The organism is Mucilaginibacter sp. McL0603 (assembly GCF_049992945.1).
Taxonomy (GTDB): domain Bacteria; phylum Bacteroidota; class Bacteroidia; order Sphingobacteriales; family Sphingobacteriaceae; genus Mucilaginibacter.
In genome coordinates, this window is sequence record NZ_CP188251.1 from 5,312,824 (window position 1) to 5,337,787 (window position 24,964).

At 41.0% G+C, this 24,964-nt stretch carries 24 protein-coding genes; 13 read left to right on the plus strand and 11 right to left on the minus strand.

Annotated elements, in window-relative coordinates; translation table 11 throughout:
- Positions 1 to 42 precede the first annotated feature (42 nt).
- The 4 genes from ACPPVU_RS24305 to nagB form a co-directional block, all read right to left on the minus strand.
- A complete protein-coding gene (locus ACPPVU_RS24305) occupies positions 43 to 1,158 on the minus strand; it encodes an acyltransferase family protein (protein ID WP_426669328.1) in 1,116 nt (371 codons plus the stop codon).
- Positions 1,159 to 1,186: 28 nt separating this feature from the next.
- The gene (locus ACPPVU_RS24310; RefSeq protein ID WP_426669329.1) at positions 1,187 to 1,531 is read right to left on the minus strand and encodes a hypothetical protein; all 345 of its coding nucleotides are present in this window, start codon (positions 1,529 to 1,531) and stop codon (positions 1,187 to 1,189) included.
- A 138-nt stretch (positions 1,532 to 1,669) separates the two neighbouring features.
- Positions 1,670 to 2,023, minus strand: coding sequence for a four helix bundle protein (locus tag ACPPVU_RS24315; RefSeq protein ID WP_426669330.1), 354 nt, complete (start codon positions 2,021 to 2,023; stop codon positions 1,670 to 1,672).
- 146 nt (positions 2,024 to 2,169) lie between these two features.
- The gene (gene nagB / locus ACPPVU_RS24320) at positions 2,170 to 4,089 is read right to left on the minus strand and encodes a glucosamine-6-phosphate deaminase (RefSeq protein WP_426669331.1); all 1,920 of its coding nucleotides are present in this window, start codon (positions 4,087 to 4,089) and stop codon (positions 2,170 to 2,172) included.
- 97 nt (positions 4,090 to 4,186) lie between these two features.
- Between nagB and ACPPVU_RS24325 the strand changes: the two genes are divergently transcribed.
- A complete protein-coding gene (locus ACPPVU_RS24325) occupies positions 4,187 to 5,395 on the plus strand; it encodes an anhydro-N-acetylmuramic acid kinase (protein WP_426669332.1) in 1,209 nt (402 codons plus the stop codon).
- Positions 5,396 to 5,530: 135 nt separating this feature from the next.
- On the opposite strand, the gene ACPPVU_RS24330 is transcribed toward ACPPVU_RS24325, so the two are convergent.
- The gene (locus ACPPVU_RS24330; protein ID WP_426669333.1) at positions 5,531 to 5,854 is read right to left on the minus strand and encodes an SHOCT domain-containing protein; all 324 of its coding nucleotides are present in this window, start codon (positions 5,852 to 5,854) and stop codon (positions 5,531 to 5,533) included.
- Between the two features lie 162 nt (positions 5,855 to 6,016).
- Between ACPPVU_RS24330 and ACPPVU_RS24335 the strand changes: the two genes are divergently transcribed.
- The 4 genes from ACPPVU_RS24335 to trpC all read left to right on the plus strand — a co-directional run bounded on the left by ACPPVU_RS24335 (position 6,017) and on the right by trpC (position 9,625).
- The gene (locus ACPPVU_RS24335) at positions 6,017 to 6,460 is read left to right on the plus strand and encodes a cytochrome B (RefSeq protein ID WP_426669334.1); all 444 of its coding nucleotides are present in this window, start codon (positions 6,017 to 6,019) and stop codon (positions 6,458 to 6,460) included.
- Positions 6,461 to 6,678: 218 nt separating this feature from the next.
- The gene (locus tag ACPPVU_RS24340; RefSeq protein ID WP_426669335.1) at positions 6,679 to 8,088 is read left to right on the plus strand and encodes an anthranilate synthase component I family protein; all 1,410 of its coding nucleotides are present in this window, start codon (positions 6,679 to 6,681) and stop codon (positions 8,086 to 8,088) included.
- A 55-nt stretch (positions 8,089 to 8,143) separates the two neighbouring features.
- Positions 8,144 to 8,785, plus strand: a complete 642-nt coding sequence (locus ACPPVU_RS24345) for an anthranilate synthase component II (RefSeq protein ID WP_426669336.1) — start codon at positions 8,144 to 8,146, stop codon at positions 8,783 to 8,785.
- Between the two features lie 57 nt (positions 8,786 to 8,842).
- The gene (trpC, locus tag ACPPVU_RS24350; protein ID WP_426669337.1) at positions 8,843 to 9,625 is read left to right on the plus strand and encodes an indole-3-glycerol phosphate synthase TrpC; all 783 of its coding nucleotides are present in this window, start codon (positions 8,843 to 8,845) and stop codon (positions 9,623 to 9,625) included.
- A gap of 5 nt (positions 9,626 to 9,630) precedes the next feature.
- Here trpC and ACPPVU_RS24355 read toward each other — a convergent pair whose 3' ends face one another.
- Both ACPPVU_RS24355 and ACPPVU_RS24360 read right to left on the minus strand, forming a co-directional pair.
- A complete protein-coding gene (locus tag ACPPVU_RS24355) occupies positions 9,631 to 9,984 on the minus strand; it encodes a DUF5615 family PIN-like protein (RefSeq protein WP_426669338.1) in 354 nt (117 codons plus the stop codon).
- On the minus strand, positions 9,974 to 10,216 hold the full coding sequence (locus tag ACPPVU_RS24360; protein WP_426669339.1) for a DUF433 domain-containing protein: 243 nt from the start codon (positions 10,214 to 10,216) through the stop codon (positions 9,974 to 9,976). Before ACPPVU_RS24360 ends, ACPPVU_RS24355 begins: the two co-directional genes overlap by 11 nt.
- Positions 10,217 to 10,313: 97 nt before the next feature.
- Here ACPPVU_RS24360 and hflX point away from each other — a divergent pair, with 97 nt between their 5' ends.
- Positions 10,314 to 11,498, plus strand: a complete 1,185-nt coding sequence (gene hflX, locus ACPPVU_RS24365; protein ID WP_426669340.1) for a GTPase HflX — start codon at positions 10,314 to 10,316, stop codon at positions 11,496 to 11,498.
- A gap of 78 nt (positions 11,499 to 11,576) precedes the next feature.
- Here hflX and ACPPVU_RS24370 read toward each other — a convergent pair whose 3' ends face one another.
- Together ACPPVU_RS24370 and mqnB are read right to left on the minus strand one after the other, a co-directional pair.
- Complete coding sequence (locus ACPPVU_RS24370) at positions 11,577 to 12,416, minus strand: menaquinone biosynthesis family protein (protein WP_426669341.1); 840 nt, start codon at positions 12,414 to 12,416, stop codon at positions 11,577 to 11,579.
- Between the two features lie 62 nt (positions 12,417 to 12,478).
- Positions 12,479 to 13,150, minus strand: a complete 672-nt coding sequence (gene mqnB / locus ACPPVU_RS24375) for a futalosine hydrolase (protein WP_426669342.1) — start codon at positions 13,148 to 13,150, stop codon at positions 12,479 to 12,481.
- Positions 13,151 to 13,232: 82 nt separating this feature from the next.
- Here mqnB and ACPPVU_RS24380 point away from each other — a divergent pair, with 82 nt between their 5' ends.
- The 4 genes from ACPPVU_RS24380 (at position 13,233) to ACPPVU_RS24395 (ending at position 19,114) form a co-directional block, all read left to right on the plus strand.
- Positions 13,233 to 13,649, plus strand: coding sequence for a 6-pyruvoyl trahydropterin synthase family protein (locus ACPPVU_RS24380; RefSeq protein WP_426672229.1), 417 nt, complete (start codon positions 13,233 to 13,235; stop codon positions 13,647 to 13,649).
- A 9-nt stretch (positions 13,650 to 13,658) separates the two neighbouring features.
- A complete protein-coding gene (folE, locus tag ACPPVU_RS24385; RefSeq protein ID WP_426669343.1) occupies positions 13,659 to 14,297 on the plus strand; it encodes a GTP cyclohydrolase I FolE in 639 nt (212 codons plus the stop codon).
- Between the two features lie 117 nt (positions 14,298 to 14,414).
- Positions 14,415 to 15,302, plus strand: a complete 888-nt coding sequence (gene fabD / locus ACPPVU_RS24390; protein WP_426669344.1) for an ACP S-malonyltransferase — start codon at positions 14,415 to 14,417, stop codon at positions 15,300 to 15,302.
- Positions 15,303 to 15,373: 71 nt separating this feature from the next.
- Complete coding sequence (locus ACPPVU_RS24395) at positions 15,374 to 19,114, plus strand: ATP-binding protein (protein WP_426669345.1); 3,741 nt, start codon at positions 15,374 to 15,376, stop codon at positions 19,112 to 19,114.
- 63 nt (positions 19,115 to 19,177) lie between these two features.
- On the opposite strand, the gene ACPPVU_RS24400 is transcribed toward ACPPVU_RS24395, so the two are convergent.
- Positions 19,178 to 20,095 (minus strand): hypothetical protein, encoded by a 918-nt coding sequence (locus ACPPVU_RS24400; protein ID WP_426669346.1) that lies wholly within the window; start codon positions 20,093 to 20,095, stop codon positions 19,178 to 19,180.
- Between the two features lie 340 nt (positions 20,096 to 20,435).
- On the opposite strand from ACPPVU_RS24400, the gene ACPPVU_RS24405 reads away from it, so the two are divergent.
- Entirely contained in the window at positions 20,436 to 21,986 is a 1,551-nt protein-coding gene (locus ACPPVU_RS24405) for a glycoside hydrolase family 10 protein (protein ID WP_426669347.1), read from the plus strand.
- Between the two features lie 13 nt (positions 21,987 to 21,999).
- Here ACPPVU_RS24405 and ACPPVU_RS24410 read toward each other — a convergent pair whose 3' ends face one another.
- Positions 22,000 to 22,788, minus strand: a complete 789-nt coding sequence (locus ACPPVU_RS24410) for a DUF1835 domain-containing protein (RefSeq protein WP_426669348.1) — start codon at positions 22,786 to 22,788, stop codon at positions 22,000 to 22,002.
- Positions 22,789 to 22,926: 138 nt separating this feature from the next.
- On the opposite strand from ACPPVU_RS24410, the gene ACPPVU_RS24415 reads away from it, so the two are divergent.
- A complete protein-coding gene (locus ACPPVU_RS24415; RefSeq protein WP_426669349.1) occupies positions 22,927 to 23,694 on the plus strand; it encodes a UDP-2,3-diacylglucosamine diphosphatase in 768 nt (255 codons plus the stop codon).
- 106 nt (positions 23,695 to 23,800) lie between these two features.
- Positions 23,801 to 24,874, plus strand: a complete 1,074-nt coding sequence (gene prfA, locus ACPPVU_RS24420) for a peptide chain release factor 1 (protein ID WP_426669350.1) — start codon at positions 23,801 to 23,803, stop codon at positions 24,872 to 24,874.
- Positions 24,875 to 24,964 lie beyond the last annotated feature (90 nt).

Sequence of the window (24,964 nt, forward strand, 5' to 3'; positions counted from 1 at the left end):
TTTATATTTAGATGTAAACGAATTGATTTAGTTTCAAAGTATTTAAACTTTAATGATGATCTTTCTTTTATACAATACCCACATCACTATCCAAATGCAAAACACGGTAAATAAGGCACTCGCCAGTGAGGCATTAACAGGCGAAAAATAGGGCGCAAATAAGACATTGTAAATAGGCTTGCCACCGATCCTGATCTTACCCATGTAGTGAGGGATAAAGTCGGCCAAAATATATGCGGTGATGGCATTAGCGCCGAAAGCAACAAATATTGGAGTAAATTTCTTATGTCCGCGCACATCGATCAGCCAGTAACTTAAAGCAAGACCGATAGTGGCCAATCCGCCGGTATATAAAACAAATGAGCTTGTCCATAAGGCTTTGTTGATGGGGAAAAATAGGTCCCATATCAAAGCCAGCATCACAGCGATAACACCGTAGACAAACATCCAGGTTACTTTAACGCTGTCCTCCTGATCTTTGCGCTTGATCCATGTTCCAAGCCGGATACCAAATAACCCGGTAGCAACGGCCGGTATTGTTCCCAATAAACCCTCCGGGTCCCATGTACGCGAATCGGCCCAAAGGTGATTTGTGGTAAATACTGTCCTGTCTAACCACGCACCAAGATTTGTTGTAGGCTCCAGATTGGCATAACCTACTCCCGGAACGGGAATAAAAGTCATGATGATATAATAGCCAACCAAAGCAATGACAAACAGCCAATCGCGGGTTTTCTGAGATGTTTTGATGTACAATATTGAACAGATAAGGTAAACTACAGCTATCCTTGTTAATACCCCCGGAATACGCATGTGAGCCAGGTTCGGTTGAAAAAAGAACCGGATAACATAGGTGATCAGCAGCAATATTACAGTACGCTTAAAAGCATGCAGAATTAATTTGTTGTGATCGGTTGTTACTTCCTTCCGGCTTTCCATCGCGTAAACAATGGATATACCAACCATGAACAGGAAAAAAGGAAATATCAGGTCAGTAGGCGTACATCCATTCCATTTGGAATGCTCCAGCGGCGCATAGGAATGATCGCCACCGGGATCATTTACCAGGATCATAGAAGCCATGGTTATTCCGCGAAATACATCGAGTGAAAGGAGGCGCTTTTTTAGTACGGAGCTATTAGTAGTAATTTCGGTCATTTTTTTGTTGTACGTTTTACGTAGTACGTTATACGTTTTCGTCGTAAATTCTTGTGTAGTTAGAAAATTCTGTGCTTTTTAGATCTTGCTCGATCATCTTTTTTGCTGTATCAAAATCGACTACATAGCAACAAACCTCCATCGTTCCGCTCCCTATGCTCCCTCCGTCACAATGTCCTAATCCTGTCCATCCAAGAGTTTCATTCATTTTACTTTGAAGTCGTGTTCTTTTTTCTAGATCTTCAGGACTTCCCATGCCATCTACTGCGAATTCAATCAATAGAGTATAATGATCATCTATATCAATTTCGCCAATGCCCTCTTTACTTTTGATTGTAATTTCTTTTTGGATTTTTTTCCTAAAATTCTCCACGACTACCTACGGTACCCCAATGTACAACTCCTGTTTTTTCGTCTTTATCCCAGGTTTCCCAATAGTGCAGTGTATTATTAATATTCTTATAAAGCTTTAGCATATCCTTTAGTAAAATTAGTGGCTGTTGTACGTTTTTTATTTTCTTACTTTATCAATTAGATTGATATTCATTGCGCGCACTTTATTGATCTGTTCTTGAAGTATAACGAATTTTTCTTCAGATAAATAGTTTAAATCCTTAGCCAGCAAAGTCAGATAATCTGTTTCATTAGTTGATCCTAATGCAATTTGCAAAAAATTAGCAAAATCTTTGGATGTATACCTGCCACAACCCTCTGCTATATTACATGGTATTGATACCGCCGCACGTCTTAACTGAGAAGTGATACCAAAAGTTTCTTCTTTAGGGAAGCCTTTGGATGATTCATAAATTTTCAATGTAAGCTGATGTGCTTCCTGCCAGATTAAAAGGTCTTTAAAATTCTGCATAGTGATAAAGTTTAGATTTGAACCCCCTAAGATATTGTTTATTGCGAAATTGTTGTACGTTTTACGTGGTACGTTTTTTGATTACCGTAGCCCGATCTATCTTTCTAAATTATGCACGTATAACGTACCACGTAAAACGTACAACCCTAAAAAACATACCTGACGAACGCTTCCATCGCCTGGTATTCAGCCAGCCCTAACCGGTCATAAGCCTGCGCTGTTTCACGGTTACGGTCTTCAGCCCTTACCCAGAACTCGCGGGCATCATCCCCCGGGAACACCGCCCGGTCCTTCTGCGACTGGTGCTTGAAGATCGCATTACGTTTCCTCAGTACTTCCTGCGGAGATAATGGTACAGCCATCTCGATCTCATAGGTCTCAAACTCCTTCCAGGCACCGCGGTACATCCACAGCCAGCAGTCTTTTACCCAGTCTTCGGTTTCTCTTAGTTTTCTTAAGGCTGCCAGGATAATGTTAAAGCAAACCAGGTGTGTCCCATGCGGGTCGGCAAAGTCACCCGCTGCAAATACCTGCTGTGGTTTTACTTTTTGCAGCAGCTCCATGGTCAGCTCAATATCCTTGTCCGTTACCGGGCTCTTCTGCGTTTTGCCGGTCTCGTAAAAGGGCAATGCCATAAAGTGGATATGATCGTCGTTTAATCCCGCATACCGTGCTCCCGAGATGGCTTCCGTCTTGCGGATAAAGCCTTTCACATCGCGGATCTCCTGGGTATCGATCTCGTTGGGCTGCTTTTTATCGAAGAAGGTACGCATGTCTTCATACAGGCCTTTCAAATGACTGTTATCATCCCCTATGCTGTGGTTAAAGTCGATGGCGAATTCCATATACCTTAATACATCATCATCCCATACTGCGGTATTACCCGAGGTCTGGTAAGCCACATGCACCTCATGCCCCTGGTCTACTAATCTTATGAACGTTCCGCCCATGGAGATCACATCATCATCCGGGTGCGGAGAAAAGATGATCGAACGCTTGCGTGCCGGCAAGGCCCTTTCAGGACGCTGCGAGTCATCCGCATCCGGCTTGCCACCCGGCCAGCCGGTAATGGTATGCTGTATCTGGTTAAAGATGTCAATATTGATGTTATAGACCGGGCCCTGCTCTACGGCAAGTTGCGCCATGCCATGGTTGTTATAATCTTCTTCGGTCAGCTTCAGTACCGGTTTACCCAGCTGCTCGGCAAGCCAGATCACCGCTTTCTTTTTGAGCATGTTATCCCACGTGCAGTCTTTTACCAGCCAGGGGGTATTAAAGCGGGTCAGCTCTGAGGCGGCCTCGGTATCCAGTACAAATTCCACATGCTGGGATAGTTGCAGGTAAGTAGCCGGTACATCGCCTGAGATCTCGCCTTCCACGGCTTTCTTGATGATGGGTGCCTTCTTGGCGCTCCAGGCCATCAGGATAATTTCCCGGGCCTTGAAGATGGTACCGATCCCCATGGTGATGGCTTTGGTCGGCACGTTCTGCTTGCCACCGAAATCACGGGAGGCATCATTACGGGTCAGATCATCCAAAGTCACCAGCCTTGTTCCTGAGTTGGGTGCCGAGCCCGGCTCGTTAAAGCCGATGTGGCCGGTACGGCCGATCCCTAAGATCTGCAGATCTAAGCCTCCTAATGCGCTGATCTTCTTTTCATATTCCAGACAGAAGCCGACTACATCTTCTTTTTTCAGTGTCCCGTCCGGGATATGTACCGAAGCTTTATCGATATCGATATGATCAAACAAATTCTCGTTCATGAAGGTGACATAGCTTTGGGCTGCCCTGGGCTTCATCGGGTAGTATTCATCCAAATTAAAGGTGATCACGTTTTTAAAGCTCAGGCCTTCCTGCTGGTGCTGGCGCACCAGCTCGGCATAAACGCCCAATGGGGTTACACCGGTGGCCAGGCCAAGTACTACCTTTTCGCCTGCTGCCTGTTTCGAACGGATCAGCTCCGCGATCCGCTTCGCTACCGATAACGACGCTTCTTTCTGGTTTGCAAATACACTCACCGGCAGCTTCTCATACCGGGTCTCTTCCAATAAATTTAATCGGGCCATGTCAAGGTTTAATTGATGTACGTATGGGTTTTAAACAAATATATTAGATATGTTTGCTTATAGGAAAGCATATTTCATTTAAAGTTTTATCAGCAAAATGCCTGCGCTAAATCAAAACCTGCAAAACCTATTTAACATCGCACAAAAGCCGGAGAAATTAGGCATCGGACTCATGTCCGGCACCTCACTTGATGGCTTGGATATCGCTTTGTGCAGGTTTACAGGTAATGGATTGAACACCAAATTCGAACTGATCAAATTTATCACCATCCCCTACAAACAGCATTTTAAAAACGAGGTACATGAAATATTTTCCCGCCGGCTGGTCGACCTTGAAAAGATCACATTGCTCAATGCCTATATTGGTACTTTTCACGGCGAACTGGTTTTGGCGGCCCTTGCTAAATGGAACATAAAACCAAGCGAGGTGGATTTCATCGCCAGTCATGGGCAAACTATTTACCATGCGCCCAAACGATTACATCAGCAGGCAGAATATCCCAATGCCACACTTCAAATAGGCGATGGCGATCATATTGCTGTTAAAACGGGCATTTTAACCATCAGCGATTTCCGCCAGAAACACATTGCAGCAGGTGGCGAAGGTGCACCACTGGCATTATATGGCGATGTATTATTAGGAAGCCAGCCGGGCGAGGACAGAATATTACTGAACATTGGCGGCATAGCCAACCTCACCTACCTGCCTGCGGATGGTGATCATCATAAAGTAGTTTGTACCGACATTGGCCCCGGCAATACACTAATCGATGCTGCCTGCCGCGAATACTTTAATCAACCTTATGATAAGGATTCTATGATCGCCCTATCGGGTCTGGTAAATGATAAATTATTAAGCGCACTACTCGATCATCCATTCTTCAAAGAAAAAGCGCCAAAAACTACCGGACCGGAATTATTCAATCTCAGCTACCTCGAAGACGCCCAACAGGTATCGGGCGTAAAAGATATTAGCCCCGAAGATATCATCAGTACACTAAGCGAATTCACCGCAAAAACTATTGCTGATTTTATCCTGGCTAATTTTCCTCCCGACAGTAAAATCTTTGCCAGCGGCGGCGGTGCCCGTAATCCCTTTGTGATCAATTGCCTTAAACACTTTTTGCCTAAAGCTGATATTGCAGATACCGGCAGCCTTGGTATTGATCCTGATGCAAAGGAAGCCATTCTGTTTGCCTTGTTAGGTAACGAGGCATTATCAGGCGAGCCCATCCGCATAGGTAGTAACCCTGCGGTGCTGATGGGGAAGTTTAGTTTTCCGGTTTATTCCATTTTATTACTGTAACACCTGTAAGGAGGTACAGATGTTACAGTGTTACCGCAGACTATGCCTCTCCACCCTCCAGAATTCGCAATTGGATCGTATTCAAGTAACTGTTGTGGTTTTAAAGCTTCGCTCCTCTCAATAACAATGTGATACCTACTGATTCAGCAATCTCCCTTTCTGGACATTATATTCAGCTTCAGTGATCGCACCGCTATCGAATAATTGCTTATATTTCTGCAATTCATCTGCTGTGGATTGATCTTGGTAATTATAAAGGTTTGGGTCATACACTTTAGTAGTGCCAGTACAATATATTATTATTATACCTATTAAGCCTAGAAACAAGCCCAGTAACAAGCCCCCTACAGGGCCTACGGTCCTTTTTGAACCTGCTCTATATCCCCATACAGGAAATAAAGCAAATAGGCCTAATACAATAAGAATTAAAATGATTTCAGGTGCTCCAAGTGATCCCATGATTTTAAGGTTTAAGTTGATTAATGATATATAGGTAATACGAATATAGAAAAAATAAATAATACATTTATCCACTCACATGTGTTATCCTATCATGGCACACTCCACAAGAAAAACATCGAAAAGCCAAGTAATTACTATATTCGTTGAAATTTTCAACTCATGAACGCTTACAGCTTTTTCCTGCACCTGCACTCCGGTTTCAGGTACATTGTACTTTTATTAGTTCTTTTGGCTATCATCCGCAGCTGGACCGGTTGGCTGGGTAAAAAATTATATAGTGAGGGTAATCGTAAACTCAACCTGTTTGCCATGATATCCGCACACACACAGCTGCTTATCGGTATTGTTCTATATTTTCTGAGCCCTTTTGTTCAGTTTGGCAGTCAAACGATGAAAGATGCTACCACCCGTTACTGGACCGTAGAGCACCTTACCGGGATGATCATCGCCCTGATTTTGATCACGATTGGTCATGCAAAATCCAAACGTGCCTCGGCAGCTGAGCTAAAACATAAAAGCATAGCCATTTTTTACACTTTAGCACTGGTAATCATTGTGGTAACCATAATATTGAGCAAAAGAGGGCTGTTCGGAATGTCATAAGTAATAATTTTTTTACAAAAACTTTGGCAATTCAAATTTCTTTATAAATTTGTCACCGCGATGATTAAAAACAACAAGAACTATAGCTGGTGGCACCATGAAAATTGGCAGCCGGATATTCTCTTGAGATGGAATTACTAATCAATTGTAAACCTAATATGAACCCGGCGCCAACCAACGCCGGGTTTTGCTTTTTACAATCCTTTTGAAACAACATAATGAAATCCTACAAAATAACAACTACCTCTAAAAAATTATTAGCTGATACCACAACGCCTGTAAGTATTTACCTGCGCCTGCGTGATGTTTATCCAAATTCGCTGCTGCTTGAAAGTTCCGACTACCACAGCCGCGAAAACAGTTTGAGCTATATTTGCTGCGAACCCATCAGTGGTTTAATACTTAATGACGGGCAACTGAAAATGAGTTATCCCGATGGCCGAACCGAAACGAAAGAGCCAGGCTCTTTCGACCTGGTTGAAAATATCAGCGAATTCCTGTCCAACTTCGAGGTGAGTGACACTCCAGGCAAAATCATATCCAACGGGCTATTCGGTTACTTCACCCACGAGGCTGTTGAGCATTTCGAAACTATCAAACTAAAACAAGTCACCGACGATGTAAAGAAGATACCGGTAATGCAGTATCACATTTACCGCTACATCATCGCTATCGACCACTTTAAAAATGAGCTGCATATCTTCCATAATCAAATCGACACGCGGGCAGAGAATGGCAGTATAGAAAAAATAGAATACCTCATCAAAAACAAAAACTTCCCGGAATATCATTTCCAGATCAATGGCGAAGAAAAATCAAGTCTGACCGGAGAAGATTTTATGGCGATTGTAGAAAAGATGAAGAAACATATCTACAGAGGTGATGTATTCCAGATCGTGCCGTCAAGGCCGTTTTCCAGGAAGTTTTTAGGTGATGAATTTAATGTTTATAGGGCATTGCGTTCCATTAACCCGTCGCCTTATTTGTTTTATTTTGATTATGGCGATTTCAGGATATTTGGCTCATCACCCGAGGCGCAGATCACCATTAAAAACAGGGTGGCCAGCATATACCCTATTGCGGGTACTTTTAAACGCAGCGGTGATGATGTAAAGGATGCAGAGATAGCACGCCAGTTAGAGAATGACCCTAAGGAATCAGCAGAGCATGTAATGCTGGTTGATCTCGCACGTAATGACCTTAGCCGCCATTGTGAGCAGGTGGAAGTTAAAGCATTTAAGGAAGTGCAGTATTATTCGCACCTTATTCATTTGGTATCGCAGGTAAGCGGCAAACTTAGACCGGGTGTGTCCTCCTTCAAAATTGTGGCGGATACTTTTCCTGCCGGGACATTGAGCGGAGCACCAAAATACCGTGCAATGGAGATCATCGACGAAAATGAAAAAACCAAACGCAGCTTTTACAGTGGCGCAATCGGATTTTTTGGTTTTAACGGGGATTTTAACCATGCCATCATGATACGGTCGTTCCTGAGCAAGAACAACACGTTGCACTACCAGGCCGGCGCAGGCATAGTGGCTGATTCAATTGCCGAAAGCGAATTGAAAGAAGTGGACAACAAAATAGCGGCATTAAGAAAAGCGATTGAATTAGCGGAGGAACTTTGACCCCCCTAACCCCCTGAAGGGGGAATTATAATGTTTTAATTAATAACAATGCAAAATGACAGCAAGTAATAATATAAATAGTCCCTCCTCCGCCAGCATGCGGAGGCCGGGGGGCATATTAATAATAGACAATTACGATTCTTTCACCTACAACCTGGTGCATTTGGTACATGAAATAGGTATGGAATGCGAGGTATGGAGAAATGATAAATTCAATTTAGATGATGTGGATGCATTCGGTCATATCATCCTGTCTCCCGGACCAGGGATACCTTCCGAAGCGGGTTTGCTTTTGGATGTGATCACCCGGTATGCACCTACAAAGAGTATTTTTGGCGTTTGTCTTGGTCAGCAGGCCATTGCCGAAGCATTTGGTGGTCAATTGTATAATCTGAGCAGGCCGATGCATGGGATTGCAACACCAATCAGAGTGACAGATACAGCAGAAAAGCTATTTACAGGATTACCGCAAAGCTTTAACGTGGGCAGGTATCACTCCTGGGTAGTAGACGAAAAAGGCTTGCCCGACGTTTTTACCATTACAGCCATCGACGAAAAGGACAATAGCATTATGGCACTTCGTCATAAGCAATATGATGTTCGTGGTGTTCAGTTCCACCCTGAGTCTGTACTAACTGAACATGGCCGGGCGATGATGCAAAACTGGCTGGCCCCGCAGTTTGCCGAAGTGGTTTAATTGCCTTAATAATTATTAAAAAATAAATGGCAAGCTGTAATACTTGCCAAATGCTTTATGAATATTTTAGATAAAATTGTTGCACATAAAAAAATAGAAGTAGCAGCGGCTAAGCAAAATGTATCCTACAAAAGCCTGGAGACGGCAGAGTTTTTCAAAAGAGATGTACTGTCATTTAAAGATTTTTTGCTGGATGCCAACCGTACCGGGATCATTGCTGAATTTAAACGTAAATCCCCTTCAAAAGGGATTATCAATGATAAAGTCACTGTTGAAGATGTGACTACCGGTTATGCCTCGGCAGGCGCTTCTGCACTTTCTGTGCTCACAGACACTGATTTTTTTATGGGGAAACAAGAAGACCTGGTACGTGCACGCCGTGCAAACCAGATCCCTATCCTGCGAAAAGATTTCATGATCGACGAATACCAGCTAATGGAAGCAAAAGCCTGGGGTGCCGATGTCATCCTACTAATAGCAGCCATCCTCACTCCTGCGCAGATCCAGCAACTAGCGTCGTTTGCAAAAAGTCTGGGATTGAATGTTTTGCTCGAAGTACATAACTTAGAGGAACTGGAACGCAGCATCAACCCTAATTTGGACGCCATTGGTGTAAACAACCGCAACCTGGCTGATTTTACAGTATCGGTGGATACATCATATCAATTGGCGGAACATATCCCTGCTGAATTTTTAAAAATATCAGAAAGCGCCATCAGCAATCCCGAAACAATCAAGCAATTAAAAAAGGCAGGGTTTAATGGTTTTCTTATAGGTGAGAATTTTATGAAACAGGCTGATCCGGGAATGGCGATGAAGGAGTTTGTGAAGGAGTTGTAAATTAGTTATTCTAATTCGACTATATCGACATCGGATGAAATAAGCAGTTTCACTGATTTTAATATGTTTGGTTTAATAAACTCCCAAAGCACTCTGTTATCACAGTTGCCTTTCTTAATGACGATCAATTTGGGAGGAGAACCTAAACGACTAATTAGTTCAGGAAAATCTGCATCTTTTGAAATGAGAATTACATTGCTTTGTAACTTCGCTTTATTATAAATGGCGGTATCTGTAAGATTATGCAGGTTCAGACTATAAGAAGATTTAACAATGAAACCTGTATATTCTGACATCCATTTTGCAATTATTGGAGACAATTGAGTATCAAGCCATATCTCCCAGTATTCAGGCGGCATGGATTACAACAGTATTTTTCATTTTAAGAGAAGCATACAATAGAGCAGCAAGTATATCTTCTTTTTGTAAAACAGGGTGCTGTACTAAAATTTCTTCTTCAGATAATCCTGTAGATAATAGTTCGAGCACATCGCTCACTAAAAAGCGTAATCCCCTGATACTGGGTTTTCCGCCTAACAGATCAGGAACAAGTGTGATGCGCTCAAGCAGCTTTTGCTGTTCATTGTTCATACTATAAAGTTAGAGAAAATATTTTACTTACTGCCATTTTAGCCGTATTAAAGCATAATACCTTAACTTGGCACTTTGATTGATAGATCAATATCGAATGAAACAAAAATTTTATGATACTGCTGTGAAGCAGGAAAAAGTAGTATTGGTGGGTATTATCACACCCAACGAAACCGAAGCCCAGGAGAAAGAATACCTGGAGGAATTAGCGTTTTTAGTGGAGACTGCGGGCGGTGAAACGATCAGGAGTTTTACCCAAAAAATGAAACACGCGGAAAGGGCCACTTTTGTGGGCACAGGTAAATTGGAGGAGATTAAAGAGTTTGTTACCTCCGAAGAAATTGATATGGTGGTTTTTGATGATGAGCTCACCCCATCGCAAGTACGAAATATTGAAAGAGAACTTCAGGTAAAGGTGCTTGACCGCAGTAACCTGATATTGGATATTTTTGCCGGCAGAGCACAGACTGCTCAAGCTAAGGCACAGGTTGAGCTGGCACAGCTGCAATACTTGTTGCCTCGCCTTACCCGTTTATGGACGCACTTAGAGCGCCAAAAGGGTGGTATCGGTATGCGTGGACCGGGTGAGTCGCAGATTGAAACTGACCGTCGTTTGATCCTGAACAAGATCGATGTCCTAAAAGAAAAATTAAAACTAATAGACCGCCAGAACGAAACACAGCGAAAAAACCGGAACCAACAGGTGCGTGCAGCATTAGTAGGCTATACCAACGTAGGCAAATCCACCATCATGAACATGATCTCCAAGTCGGAGGTATTTGCTGAGAATAAGTTATTTGCTACGCTGGATACTACCGTACGTAAAGTGGTGATAGAGAACTTGCCATTCCTGTTATCTGATACCGTTGGTTTTATCCGCAAATTACCTCATCATTTGGTAGAGTGTTTTAAATCTACGCTGGATGAGGTTCGTGAAGCAGATATACTGATCCACGTGGTAGACGTTTCCCATCCAAACTTTGAGGACCAGATCAGAACTGTAAATGACACGCTGAAAGAGTTAGGTGCTGTGGATAAGCAGATGATCACTGTTTTTAATAAGATCGACGCTTATAAACCGATACAAGCAAGTCCGGAAGAGCACGCTGCCCAATTAACTTTGGAAGACTTTAAACAAAGCTGGATGGCGAAGAATAATAGTCCGGCTATATTTATTTCAGCACTGAAAAAGGAAAATGTGGATGAGTTCAGGGCATTACTTTATGAACATGTGAAAGAGATACATACGGCACGGTATCCGTATGATAAGTTGTTATACTAAGCCCCCCCCAGCCCCCTAAAGGGGGAGTTATAGTCCTAAAGAATTACTTTGAGCTAAATAATTCCCCCTTCAGGGGGGTTAGGGGGTTAAAAATATTTCCTCTTTTATCTCCGGTATAATATTCTTCTCCTTAGCCGTATCAAAAAGCAGGTTTATCGCTTTCCTACCCTCTTCGCCCAGATCAACGGAGTATTTATTTACATATAAATCAATATGCTTATACATCACTTCCTCGCTCATTTCCTGTGCATGCGAGCGGATGAACTCCAACCCTGATTTCGGGTTAGCAAAAGCAAACTCAACAGATTTGCGCAAAACCCTGTTTAATTTATGTTGAACATCTAAAGGCAATTTCCGGTTTGCTGCGATACCACCAAGCGGGATAGCACAGCCGGTTTGTTTCTCCCAATAATCGCCCAGGTCGATGATCTTTTTAAGCCCTTTATTTTGATATGTAAAACGGTTCTCGTGAATGATCAAGCCGACAGCAACCTTACCGCTCAATACTGCATCTTCGATCTCAGAAAATACCAACTCCTGTTTGTTGTTAGCATTAGGCAATGCTAATCCTAACAGGAAGTTTGCGGTGGTATATTTTCCTGGAATCCCGATCTTGTGCTTGGCATTATTTAAATCCGAAATCGAAAATCCGAAATTCGAAATCAAAAGGGGTCCTACTCCAAAACCCAAAGCACTACCCGAATCCAGCAACACATATTGATTAGCTACATAAGCAAAGGCATGATAACTTAGCTTAGTAACATCAAGCTCACCACGAAATGCCTTTTGATTAAGCGTTTCCACATCATCATAAAACACCTCAAATTCTAAACCTTCTGTATCAATTTTATGGTGAATTAAAGCATCAAAAATAAATGTATCATTTGGGCAGGGCGAAAAGCCGAGAGTCAATTTCATTATGTTATACGTTTTACGTGCTACGTTGTACGTTTCTTTTCAGGATAATAACGTAAAACGTATTACGTACTACGTACAACCTCTTTAATAAATCCGATCGCAAAGCTATTCAGATTTTTGATAGCAGGCCCTATCTGCCAGGCATCGCGGTTACGTTTTTCCACATAATTTGACATTGCCCTGATCTGCAGGCATGGAACACCCGCTTGCTTGCAAGCATAAAAAAATGCCGCGCCCTCCATACTCTCCAGTTGAGGCTGGATACGTGTAATTAGCTTTTTAATACTCGGTTCATGACCATGCACGGTATTTACCGTAATTGCGGTAACCTGTCTTAAATCGGAATTAATATATGATGAAAGCCGTGTATCAGTCTTAAATACACTTTCACCAAAACCCAACGTTTCTATCGGTAAAAAAGTGTCATCATCCTCCGCGCCTAATTCGGATAAATAATCTTCGGTAACTTCAACCACTTCACCCAGGGCAATATTCCGGTCAAAACTGCCTGCGATACCCAGGTTGATCACCAGATCATATTTATTAGTTGCAAGATGCCTTCCCAATGCAAAAGCAGTTGCCACCATACCTACTCCGGTTACGAGGAGTTCTAAGTCGTGAGTCGGAAGTCTTGAGTCCGATTTCTGACTTCCGACTTCTGACTTCTGACTTCTGACTTCTGACTCAAGACCTCCGACTTCAAATTCCGTAGCAGCAACAACCAATATCCGCATAAATAAATAGCTTTATTTTAACAGCTAAGATAGAACAAAGCCCTTATTTTTGTTTTGTATATTTGCACCAAGAAATATTATGATGATATACATGACACGGAAAGAGCATTTTAATGCTGCACACAGGATGTACCGTGAAGAATGGAGCGAGGAAAAAAATGCGGAAGTGTTTGGCAAATGCGCCAATCCACACTGGCATGGGCACAACTATAACTTATTCGTAACTGTTAAAGGCCAGGTGACGCATGCAACGGGTTATCTGATCGACCTGAAAGAATTGAAGATAATTATCAATGACCACGTGATAGAAAAGCTGGACCATAAAAATATCAACCTGGACGTTCCTTTTATGGCCGGTAAAATGGCTTCGACAGAATTACTTTGTATCGAGATATTCAACCAGTTAAAAGGCCCAATAGAAGAGCACAAAGGTGTATTCCTGCATTCGGTTAAATTGTACGAGACCGAAAATAATTCCGCTGAATATTTCGGCGATTAAACCTGAATAATGAGTAAAAAAAATTCTTATCCTGACCGTGATGCCGGCATTGACGGTTATGTAAAAATTGACCGGTATAACCCGGAACTGATAGATAATCTTAGTGAGCATTATAAAGGCGTTTTACAACAAATTGGCGAAGATCCCAACCGGGAAGGTTTGCTAAAGACCCCGGAAAGGGTAGCCAAGGCTATGCTATTTCTTACGCAGGGATATGATCTTGATGCCAAAGAAATACTTACCTCGGCCATGTTCAAGGAAGAATACAGCCAGATGGTAATAGTAAAGGATATAGAAGTTTACTCTATGTGCGAGCACCACATGCTGCCATTTTTCGGCAAAGCACATATTGCTTATATCCCCAATGGTCACGTAGTAGGTTTGAGTAAAATACCTCGTATAGTGGATGTATTCGCCCGTCGTTTACAGGTACAGGAACGTTTGACCAATGAAATAAGGGATTGTATACAGGATACACTTAATCCGCTGGGTGTAGGTATTGTAATAGAATGCCGTCACTTATGCATGAGTATGCGAGGTGTACAAAAACAAAACTCGGTTACCACAACTTCCGCATTTACCGGCGAATTTTTAAAAGAAAAAACCCGTACAGAGTTCCTAAATTTGATATCGTCAAGATTAGGTTAACAGTTATCGGTGATTAGTGATCAGTAAACTTCTTTAAAACACAAATCGCCTTTTATCAGTTAACTTAATCAACTAATAAAACCTAATTAACTAATCTCTAATCACTAATTAACTAAATTGAAAGCATATATTTTTCCGGGCCAGGGAGCCCAGTTTGTAGGTATGGGCAAGGATCTGTACGAACAATCCGAAAAGGCCCGTGAGCTATTTGAAAAAGCCAATGAAATATTGGGATTCCGTATCACCGATATCATGTTCAATGGCACAGACGAGGATCTAAAGCAGACCAACGTTACGCAGCCTGCCATCTTTTTGCATTCTGTGATCCTGGCCAAAGTATTGGGCGATGATTTTAAACCAGATATGGCGGCTGGTCACTCATTGGGCGAATTCTCAGCACTGGTATCAGCGGGGGCATTATCATTTGAGGATGGTTTGAAACTGGTTGCCGCCCGTGCAAATGCAATGCAGAAAGCCTGTGAGATACAACCATCCACCATGGCAGCAATTTTAGGGCTTGATGATTTTACGGTAGAAGATATCTGTCATCAATTAACTGATATAGTAGTTCCTGCCAATTACAATTGCCCGGGACAGCTGGTTATTTCGGGTACTATTGCAGGTGTGGATGCCGCTTGCGAAAAGCTGACCGCCGCCGGTGCTAAAAGGGCACTTAAACTGAATGTTGGCGGTGCCTTCCATTCACCTTTGATGGAGGCTGCCCGGGTTGAGCTGGAACACGCAATAGTGCACACCGAAATTAAAGAACCAATTTGCCCTATTTATCAGAACATAGATGCCAAACCATATACTGACCCTGCTAAAATAAAGCATAACCTGATAGCACAATTGACAGGGCCGGTACGCTGGACACAAACCGTTATGCACATGCTCGAAGACGGAGCGACCTCATTTACCGAGGTAGGACCGGGAAATGTGTTACAGGGCCTGGTCAAAAAGGTTGACAGGGCTGTAGCAACCAGCAGTGCAGCTTTACCACAATAATATTACAGGCCATCCGTAAAAACAGGATGGCTTTATTTTTATATTGTATTTTTAAACTACCTTGTTAAATCTTGACAACCTCCGCGAAAATACGGCTTTTGCTGGCTTTGCTATTTGCCAGTTTATTGTTGACGGCACTCATCGTCCAGAATACTTATACACCTAAAAACAATCTTTACCAAACCGGGCAAACCCTCGAAAATAACCTGAATAAAAAGGAAGAGCTTGTAAACGATGTGATCAGCAATAAAACGAGCTTTAATAAATTAAAAACGCTGGATGAAGATGAACAGGAGGCCCTTAAAACCATTAAAGCTTTTACCACCGATGAAAACATATGGGCCACTACATTCAAAAACGGCCACCTTGTATTTTGGAGCGGTGTTAAGACAATACCACACCACCCGGATGCTGTACGCGAAGGCTATTCATTTGTGCAGGAAGCCAACGGATATTATGAGGTAATAAAAAAAAGCGAAGGTAATTTTTCGGCCATCTTTTTTATACCTGTAAAAATAAATTATAGGGTTCAAAATAAATATCTGCGAAATACCTTTGCCAGAGATTTGCTGAACGACAATAATATTGAAATAGCAGATTTTACTGACAGAAACATTTATGAGGTGCATAGCACCAACGGCACTTACCTTTTTTCTGTGAAAGTAAGACAGAACGAAGTCGGTCATAAGTTCTTTTATTTTGAAGTGGGGATATGGATATTATGTGCTATGGTTCTATTCCTGCTTATCCATAGTATCTGTAATTATTTTGCTTTTAAAGGTTACATCTTTTTATCGATCCTGATATTAGGCACATTTATAATTCTGATAAGGTATCTCAATTTGCATTATGGCTGGCCGGTGTTTACTCATCGGCCTGAGGTCTTTAATTCAGCAAACTACACCTCATCAAGGCTCTTTCCAACATTAGGTGATTTCTGTATTAATATTGTGTGCATCAGTTGGTTTCTGATTTTCATCTACCGGCATAAGGATAAACTATTAAAGCATATTTATAATAAAATCGCAGGTTATGCAATTGCAATAACCTGTGCATTAGTTCTGTTTATAAGCGCAAGCGTATTGCTGAAACTTTTTTACGGATTGGTTTTTTATTCAAACATCAACTTCAATGTAAACAATGTGCTAAACTTGTCAGCCTTTAGCATTTTAGGAGTTTTAATGCTTTGCTTCAGCTTTCTGATCTTCTATCTGTTAACAGAAATTTCGTTAACCGTCTGTAACAAATTGTCCGTTCCCATTTCGCATAAGGTCATATTTGTTGTATTAGCAGCAATAGCAGGCACTATTATGGCTTGGCATTATGATAATGAAATTACAGCGTTTTATGCATTTTGGGCTGCATGGATAATTATAAGAGGCTATGCATATGAGTATGATCAGGGCAAACTAACCTCAGCCGCCATGATCACTATTATACTGCTATGCGCTATTCTTTCAGCAATAAAACTAAATCATTTTCAGGCTGTCAAGGAAAAGGAAACACGTAAAGTATTTGTACAACAACTAGAAAGTCCTGATGATGTAACGGCAAATTCGATCTTCCAAAAAATTGATAGAAAGATAGCCAACGATCCTATTATCAAACAATACTTTACAGACTCGAGCCACAACAGCAGTTACTTAAAAGATCATTTTCAAAAAATATATTTTGACGGATACCTTGCAAAATATGAGTTTAAGATATACGAATTCAACTATAAGGGAGAAGCATTATCTGCTGACAAAACCTATGATCTGAATGTGTTCAGAGATATGATCAAATTTGAATCCTTTTACAAAGTCTCTGATTATTTCTATCGCAATAACGGAACCTTTGGGGTGCAAAAATATTTAGCATTGCTCCCCATATATAAAAACGATGACAACGTTGGAACCATTGTTGTAGAATTAGAATCAAAACTTTTACATGGTGAAAATTCATTCCCCGAAATACTGATCGACGGCCAAATTGGACCAGATGACGTTTTTAAGGATTATTCGTATGCCTTTTATACAGACGGTAAGCTGCTTACGCAAAACGGCCTGTATGTTTACAGTCTTATCAATAATGAATTTAAAGGCAAGGTTAAACAATACCTGTTTAAAAGCACTATTAGTAATGAGCCATCAAGGTTTGGCATTTTAACACGGTACAATCATTTAATCTATCAACCCACCAAACGCAATCTTATTGTTGTGAGCAAGGCGGATGATATTATTTTGAATACGATAACATCAATCACTTTCTTTTTCATTGTCTTTCTGTTTTTTGGGGTTGCAGTTATCAGTATCAGATGGTTATGGGCACGTATAAGGATAATGTATATAAAGGATAATTATTGGCATTGGGCACTCCGGTTAAATTTTGACAAAATACTTTATAAAACACGTATACAACTTTCTATAGTTTTTGCAGTAGTTGTTACCCTTGTATTAGTCGGAATAATAACCTATGTGTCTATAATTGACCAGTATAACGAACAACAGGAGAATGTAATCAGTGATAAGATAGCTCGCATTGGCAAGGCTTTTGAAAATAGCGGTTTGATCAACAATGGGTTTATTAAAGTCGATGACGAATTCCAGGTTAAATTTGATGAATTTGCCAATACTTATTCTGCCGACTTAACACTATTTAATACCAATGGCGTCGAACTGGTTTCGACCCAGCCTAAAATATATGAATACGGATTACTTGCACGACGGATAAACGGAACCGCTTATATCTATCTTAATAAACTACAAAAATCAGAATACCTGCATACAGAGATCATAGGCGACTTGAATTATAAAGCGGCTTACATACCAATAAAAGATTCTAAACGCACCCTGGGCTATTTACAATTACCTTACTTTTCAAATGAAGCTGATTATAGAAGCCGTGTAGGCTCGCTGCTTAATGCGATGATCAACATCTATGCATTGATCTTTATTGCTATAGGTTTGCTTGCAGTTATTATTGCAAGGCAAATTACCAACCCATTAAATATTATTCAGTACAGCTTAAGTAAAACCATTTACGGGCAAAAGAACGAGCCCATAAAATGGCAGCGCAACGATGAAATAGGTGCATTGATCTCCGAATATAATAATATGATTGCTGCATTGGAACGAAGCGCACAAAAGCTTGCACAGTCAGAAAGAGAAAGCGCATGGCGCGAAATGGCTAAACAGGTAGCACATGAAATTAAAAACCCGTTAACTCCATTAAAATTAGGGTTACAGTTACTCGAGAAATCATGGAGAGACAAGGATCCTAAATTTGACCAGAAATTTGAACGGTTCAGTAAATCATTTGTCGAGCAGATTGAAAGTCTGTCCTCTATTGCCTCAGAATTTTCGGCCTTTGCAAAAATGCCTGATACCCGGATAGAGCAAATGAATATTTTTGAAGTGCTTACACAAGCTGTTACTATTTTTAAGCAAATGGACAATGTGAAGATCATTTACCAGGTTCCTGATAATCCATTTCTTATTAATGCCGACAAAGACCAACTGCTACGATGCTTTAATAACCTGCTAAAGAACGCTATTGAAGCAACACCGCAGGGAAGATTTTGTATAATTGAGATCAGCCATTTGATCACAGCTAAAAATATCCTGCTCAGAGTGAAGGATAATGGTAACGGGATACCAGAAAATCTGCGCGAAAAAATATTTGAACCAAACTTTACCACCAAAAGCTCGGGCACCGGACTTGGACTTGCTTTTGTAAAAAACTCTATTGAAAATGCCGGCGGTAAGGTATGGTTCGAAACGACTATTGGTATAGGAACCACATTCTATTTTAGTCTTCCTGAAGCTTCCTGAAGTTTATAAAAAAAGTCCTGCTTTGTTATAAGCAGGACTTTTAATCAATATTTTTTATAAAGACTATTTTAAGCTAAAAGAAGTTTTGCCCATTGTTGAACCATCAGTATACAACAACACGGTGTAAGTACCTTTCTGAAATGGAGGTGTTGGGTTAATCCAATCAATAGTATAACCAGTGCCATCATTCTTAAAATCAATTGATGTTTTGTAGGTATATTGAAGGTCCTGCCCGTCAGAGCTAAAAGTTCCGGCATCTTTTGGATCAGTAATTAAATTACCTGTAGGATCAAGAATACGAAGATAAACATCATGCAAGCGTTTTTCTGCTACGTTGTTTTCCGCAACAGTAAAGTTGATCTTTATCTTTTTGGCGGGACTTGCACGGGTTACATCAACCTCTTTGCCGCTATTTTTTATTTTGTAGGCAACAATATCGGCATTTGCCAATTTTAATACCGAGGCGATTTTGACTTTACTATCGAGGTCCTGGTTCTGCTTTTCAAGAGTGGTTGCCTTTTCTGTAGTGCTGGCCAGGTTGGTCTTGAGTGTATCGCGCTCATTGGACAGGGTAGTATTTTGCTTTTTGAGCTCTTCAATGTCAGCAGTATATTTGGTTACAAAATACCTTAATTGCTTAACATCTTCCTGGGCCTTTGCAAGCTCAGCATGCGTAAGCTTGCCTTTTGCCAATTGTACACGCAAAACTTTGATCTTCGATTCCAACGAATCGTTCTTAGCTTTCATCGCCGCAGACATTTTAGCCTTACCGGTGTTTACCTGTTCAATTTGTGCTTCAAGGCTATCCAATTCAATTTTCAATCTGTTTCTCTCATCATCCTGATACACAATTTTAGTATCTGATTTATTTTTTTGCAGATACAGGTATACGTCAGTTCCCAGCAAAGCTAAAACTACGACAATCAGAAAATAAATTACATTCGAATTCTTTTTAGGTGTTTGCCCAGATTGATTTTCCATAACGGTTTTTTAGTTTTAGTTTGAGTTTAATTAGGTCTGTTTAGCAAAACTACCCACTATCAATAAAGTGAATAATTTTGACTTTTAAACGTTTAAATTTTTACTATTTTTTGGTGTAACAAACAGAATGATCAATTGTTTACAATCCTTTTAAATTAAATAAACGTAAAAATGATAAAATTATGACAATGTTACTGCCATTGAGCATGATTTTATAGGTAAACGACGGTTAAATATAAATACAAAAAGGTGAAAACACAAAAACCGTATTAATTGTCGGTATAATAAAAAAACAGTTTGATGAGTTTATATCTTTGCAGCTTTTAAAAATGCCCTCCTGATGCGTTTATACCAACATTTAATATTTTTCACCTTTCTGTTATTTATTTTTCTAAAAACACATGCACAAACAGACACTGCACATGTAATAAAGCCCGAGCCCAAACGAGAGTTTAGAGGCGTATGGGTAGCCACTGTGGTAAACATCGACTGGCCAAGCGATGTACATGCATCTCCGGATAAACAAAAAAAGGAACTATTGGGCATATTGGATGCTGATCAGGCAGCCGGCATTAATGCAATTATTTTGCAGGTACGCCCTGCCGCAGATGCTTTTTATGCTAAAAGCCTTGAGCCATGGTCTAAATGGCTAACCGGTAAACAAGGTCAGGCCCCTGGCCCACTTTATGACCCGCTTGAGTTTGCGATAACAGAAGCGCATAAGCGCGGTATGGAACTTCATGCCTGGTTTAACCCCTATCGTGCAACTTTTGACAGCAATTTCAGAAGCCTTAGTCCAAATCATATTACTAACCTGCAACCCAGCTGGTTTTTTACTTATGGTGGGATAAAATTATTTAACCCCGGTATTCCTGAGGTTCGCGACTATATTGTAAAAGTAATTTTAAACGTAGTAGATAATTATGATATCGACGGCGTGCACATGGACGATTATTTTTACCCTTACAAAATTGATGGGCAGAGAATAAACGACGAACAAACTTTTAAAACTTACGCGGCAGGTTTTACAAATATTGATGACTGGCGCCGTAATAATGTTGATCTATTAATAAAAATGCTGAATGACAGCATTCACGAACATAACCCTTATGTTAAATTCGGTGTTAGTCCGTTTGGAGTTTGGGCAAATAAAAGCCATAATCCTGAAGGCTCGGACACACATGGGCTCGAAACTTATTATGAATTGTATGCTGATGCCCGCAAATGGATGAAAGAGGGTTGGATTGATTATGTTGTTCCTCAGCTTTACAGGTCGATGAATGATAGACTAATGGACTTTGGTAAATTGGTTGACTGGTGGAGTAATAATACCTATGGCAGGCATCTATACATAGGTCATGCACCATATCGTGCATTCGAACCCAGAACACGGGCATTTCAAAACCCTGCCGAGATACCAAACCAAATAAAATACCTGCGGAATAATCCCCGCACAGAAGGCAGTGTATTTTTCAGCAACAACACGTTGATGAAAAATCCGCTTGGCCTTACCGATTCACTCCGAACCAATTATTATAAATATCCCGCATTACCACCTGTAATGCTTTGGCGCGACTCAATTGCTCCAAATGCGCCTAAAAACTTAACGCTAAAAGCCACAGGGAACGGAGTAAAATTAAAATGGATGGCCCCGGATACCGCAAAAGACGATGAAACGGCCTATGGATATGTGATCTACCGTTTTTTAGGAACAGAAAAAGTGAATTTATCAGATCCAAAATATATTATACACATTCAGTACACTGATGATATTGAATACGATGACAGAACCGCGCAAAGGGGCAAAACATATCTGTATGTTGTGACGGCGCTGGACAGGATGAAGAATGAAAGCGACCCTACCCCAACTATTGCAGTAACAACCAATTAGTATAGATTATAATTTACAGATCGATCAATTTTTTGTCAGCAAGCCTTTGAAGATAAATATCAATTTCAAGGTCACCCATGCCGTAGATCTTTTCTGTTTTCCAGAAATCTTCATAAATAGCCTGTTTATTTTTTATCCCGTTCTTATAAATATCCAGTAGCTTTTGCTCTATATGGTTTAAGCCATTTTCGTTCAGCCTTACCCTTTGCAAATGGGCTTGTAATGCGGGTTTAAGTAAACGCAGGGCACCCCAAAAAGTATTGCCATCAATCCATTTTTCAAGTGCAACATCATCTCCGCTTACATAAAGCTTCCAGGCTTCAGAAGCTAAATTGAATTCGTATTCATTCAACCTTTCCCGGTCATCATACAAATCCTCTAACTGGTCACTGTTGAGTTCCCCCATCCCTCTGAAATCGGCGACACCAGGATATTCACATGGGCACACAAGATATATTGCAGGTGCAGATAGATCAGTCCTTTTACGCATCATTGCCATAACGCCAAGCATATTCAGCTGGCAATGCAAATCAAACTCAAACCAAAGGGTAATTTCCTCATAGGGTTCACTTAGCTTTGCCAGTGGATTAAGCACATATTCCTGGTAATGTTCAGGCCTGTCATTAAAAGCCTTGGATATCCATTCTTCGCGTGCCTTCCAAAAATCAGCAGATGAAATGTCTTCCTGCAACGGCCCTTGCGAAAGTATTTCCCGCCAAACCAATATATCGCCGTCAAGCCCGGTTTGTTCAAAAGTATACGCGGTAGAGTCGCCGTTGAGGATGTGAAGGATATTGCTCATTGGAATTAAATAATGAATATTAGATTATCAAATATCGGACTATGAATTGGCTAAAATGCATTAAATCCGAATTTGACCAAAACCTGATATTCTCCTGCTCTTTTACCTTTCGCCTCAATACCTTACTTTTGGCAGCAGATGTCAACCCGCAACAAACTCTATTTTGCTTCCGATTTTCATTTAGGTGCAAACAGCTATGTTTCGAGCCGCGAGCGCGAAGACCGCCTGGTTCGCTGGATGGATATGATAAAGACTGATGCCGCCGAAGTGTTTTTGATGGGTGATGTTTTCGATTTCTGGTTCGAATATAAAACTGTTGTTCCTAAAGGCTATATCCGGTTCTTAGGCAAACTGGCCGAACTGGCAGATGCAGGTATAAAAATCTATCTGTTCAAGGGCAATCATGATATGTGGATGTTCGATTACTTTACTAAAGAATTCGGCGCCGTCATCATCAGTAATGAACTGGAAATAGAGCGCAATGGCAAAAAGTTCTACTTACACCATGGCGATGGTTTGGGCCCGGGTGATAACATGTACAAAGTATTAAAAAAGGTTTTCAGAAGTAATTTTTGCCAATGGCTTTTTGCGCGTATTCATCCTAACCTGGGTGTGGGGATTGCCAATCGCTGGTCAAGCCACAGCCGTATTGCTAATAAAGACAAAAATGAGTTGCGCCCAGAACACCAGGAGTGGCTGGTCACTTACTCGCGAGACCTGCTGAAAACCAAATATTATGATTACCTGATCTTTGGCCACCGGCATAAGCCATTTGATATCAGGCTTGATGAAAAAAGCCGCTACATCAACCTGGGCGAATGGGTAACTTATTTTACCTACGCCGAATTTGACGGCACTGACCTAACACTAAAATACTTCGAAAAACCAATTGTGGCTTCTGTGTAATAACATTATCCGCTCTTGATACTTGATAAAAAAGTCCTTAAAATTTCGTATTTTTGTGCGATTTTTTACTGTTTGGTATAAACCTGCAGTATAGCGATCCATAATTATGTTAGAGAAGTTAGAAGCAATAAATCAGCGTTGGAAAGATGTGGAGGCCGAATTAAGCAATCCGGATGTAATGTCGGATATGAAGCGTTATGCCCAGCTGAATAAGGAATATAAGGATTTGGCTAAAATTGTTGACGAGTATAATATCTACCGCAACATCATGAGCAATATAGATGCCAACAAGGAAATTTTAGCAACCGAAAAGGATGAAGAATTCCGCGAGATGGCTAAAATGGAGCTGGACGAATTATTGACCCAACAGGACGAGAAAGAAGAAGAGATACGCCTGATGCTGATCCCTAAAGAGCCGGAAGATGCAAAACATGCTATAGTTGAAATACGCGGTGGCACAGGTGGTGATGAGGCAGCGTTATTTGCAGGAGATCTTTACCGTATGTATATGCGTTATTGCGAAAAACGCGGTTGGAAGACTGAATTGGTCGACTATACCGAAGGAACAGCAGGCGGTTACAAAGAAATTGTTTTCAATGTGCTTGCTGAAGATGCTTACGGTACATTAAAATATGAATCCGGCGTTCATCGCGTACAACGAGTGCCTGATACCGAAACCCAGGGCCGTGTACATACCTCTGCAGCCAGCGTGGTAGTATTACCAGAGGCAGATGAATTTGATATTGAACTGAATGTAAGTGATATCCGAAAAGACTTATTCTGTGCGTCAGGACCAGGCGGGCAGTCAGTTAACACAACTTATTCGGCAGTGCGTTTGACTCACATACCAACAGGCATAATTGCGCAATGCCAGGACCAAAAATCACAGTTGAAGAACTACGATAAGGCTTTGCAGGTACTACGTTCAAGGATATTTGAAATGGAATTGCAAAAACATTTGGAAGAAATATCCAAGAAACGCAAAACCATGGTATCAACCGGCGACCGCTCTGCTAAAGTACGTACTTATAACTATCCCCAGGGACGTGTTTCAGAACACCGTATCGGTCTAACTATGTATAATTTACCCGGAGTAATGAATGGCGACATACAAGAAATACTGGAAGCTTTACAGTTTGCCGAAAATGCCGAAATGCTAAAAGAGGGAACCATCGCTTAATTATCATTCTGCTGTCAGTTTTCTTTAAAATTTATTTTTCTTTTAACTGGGCCTCCGTTTTCATTTTATTTTCATAATAGGGCTGTACTT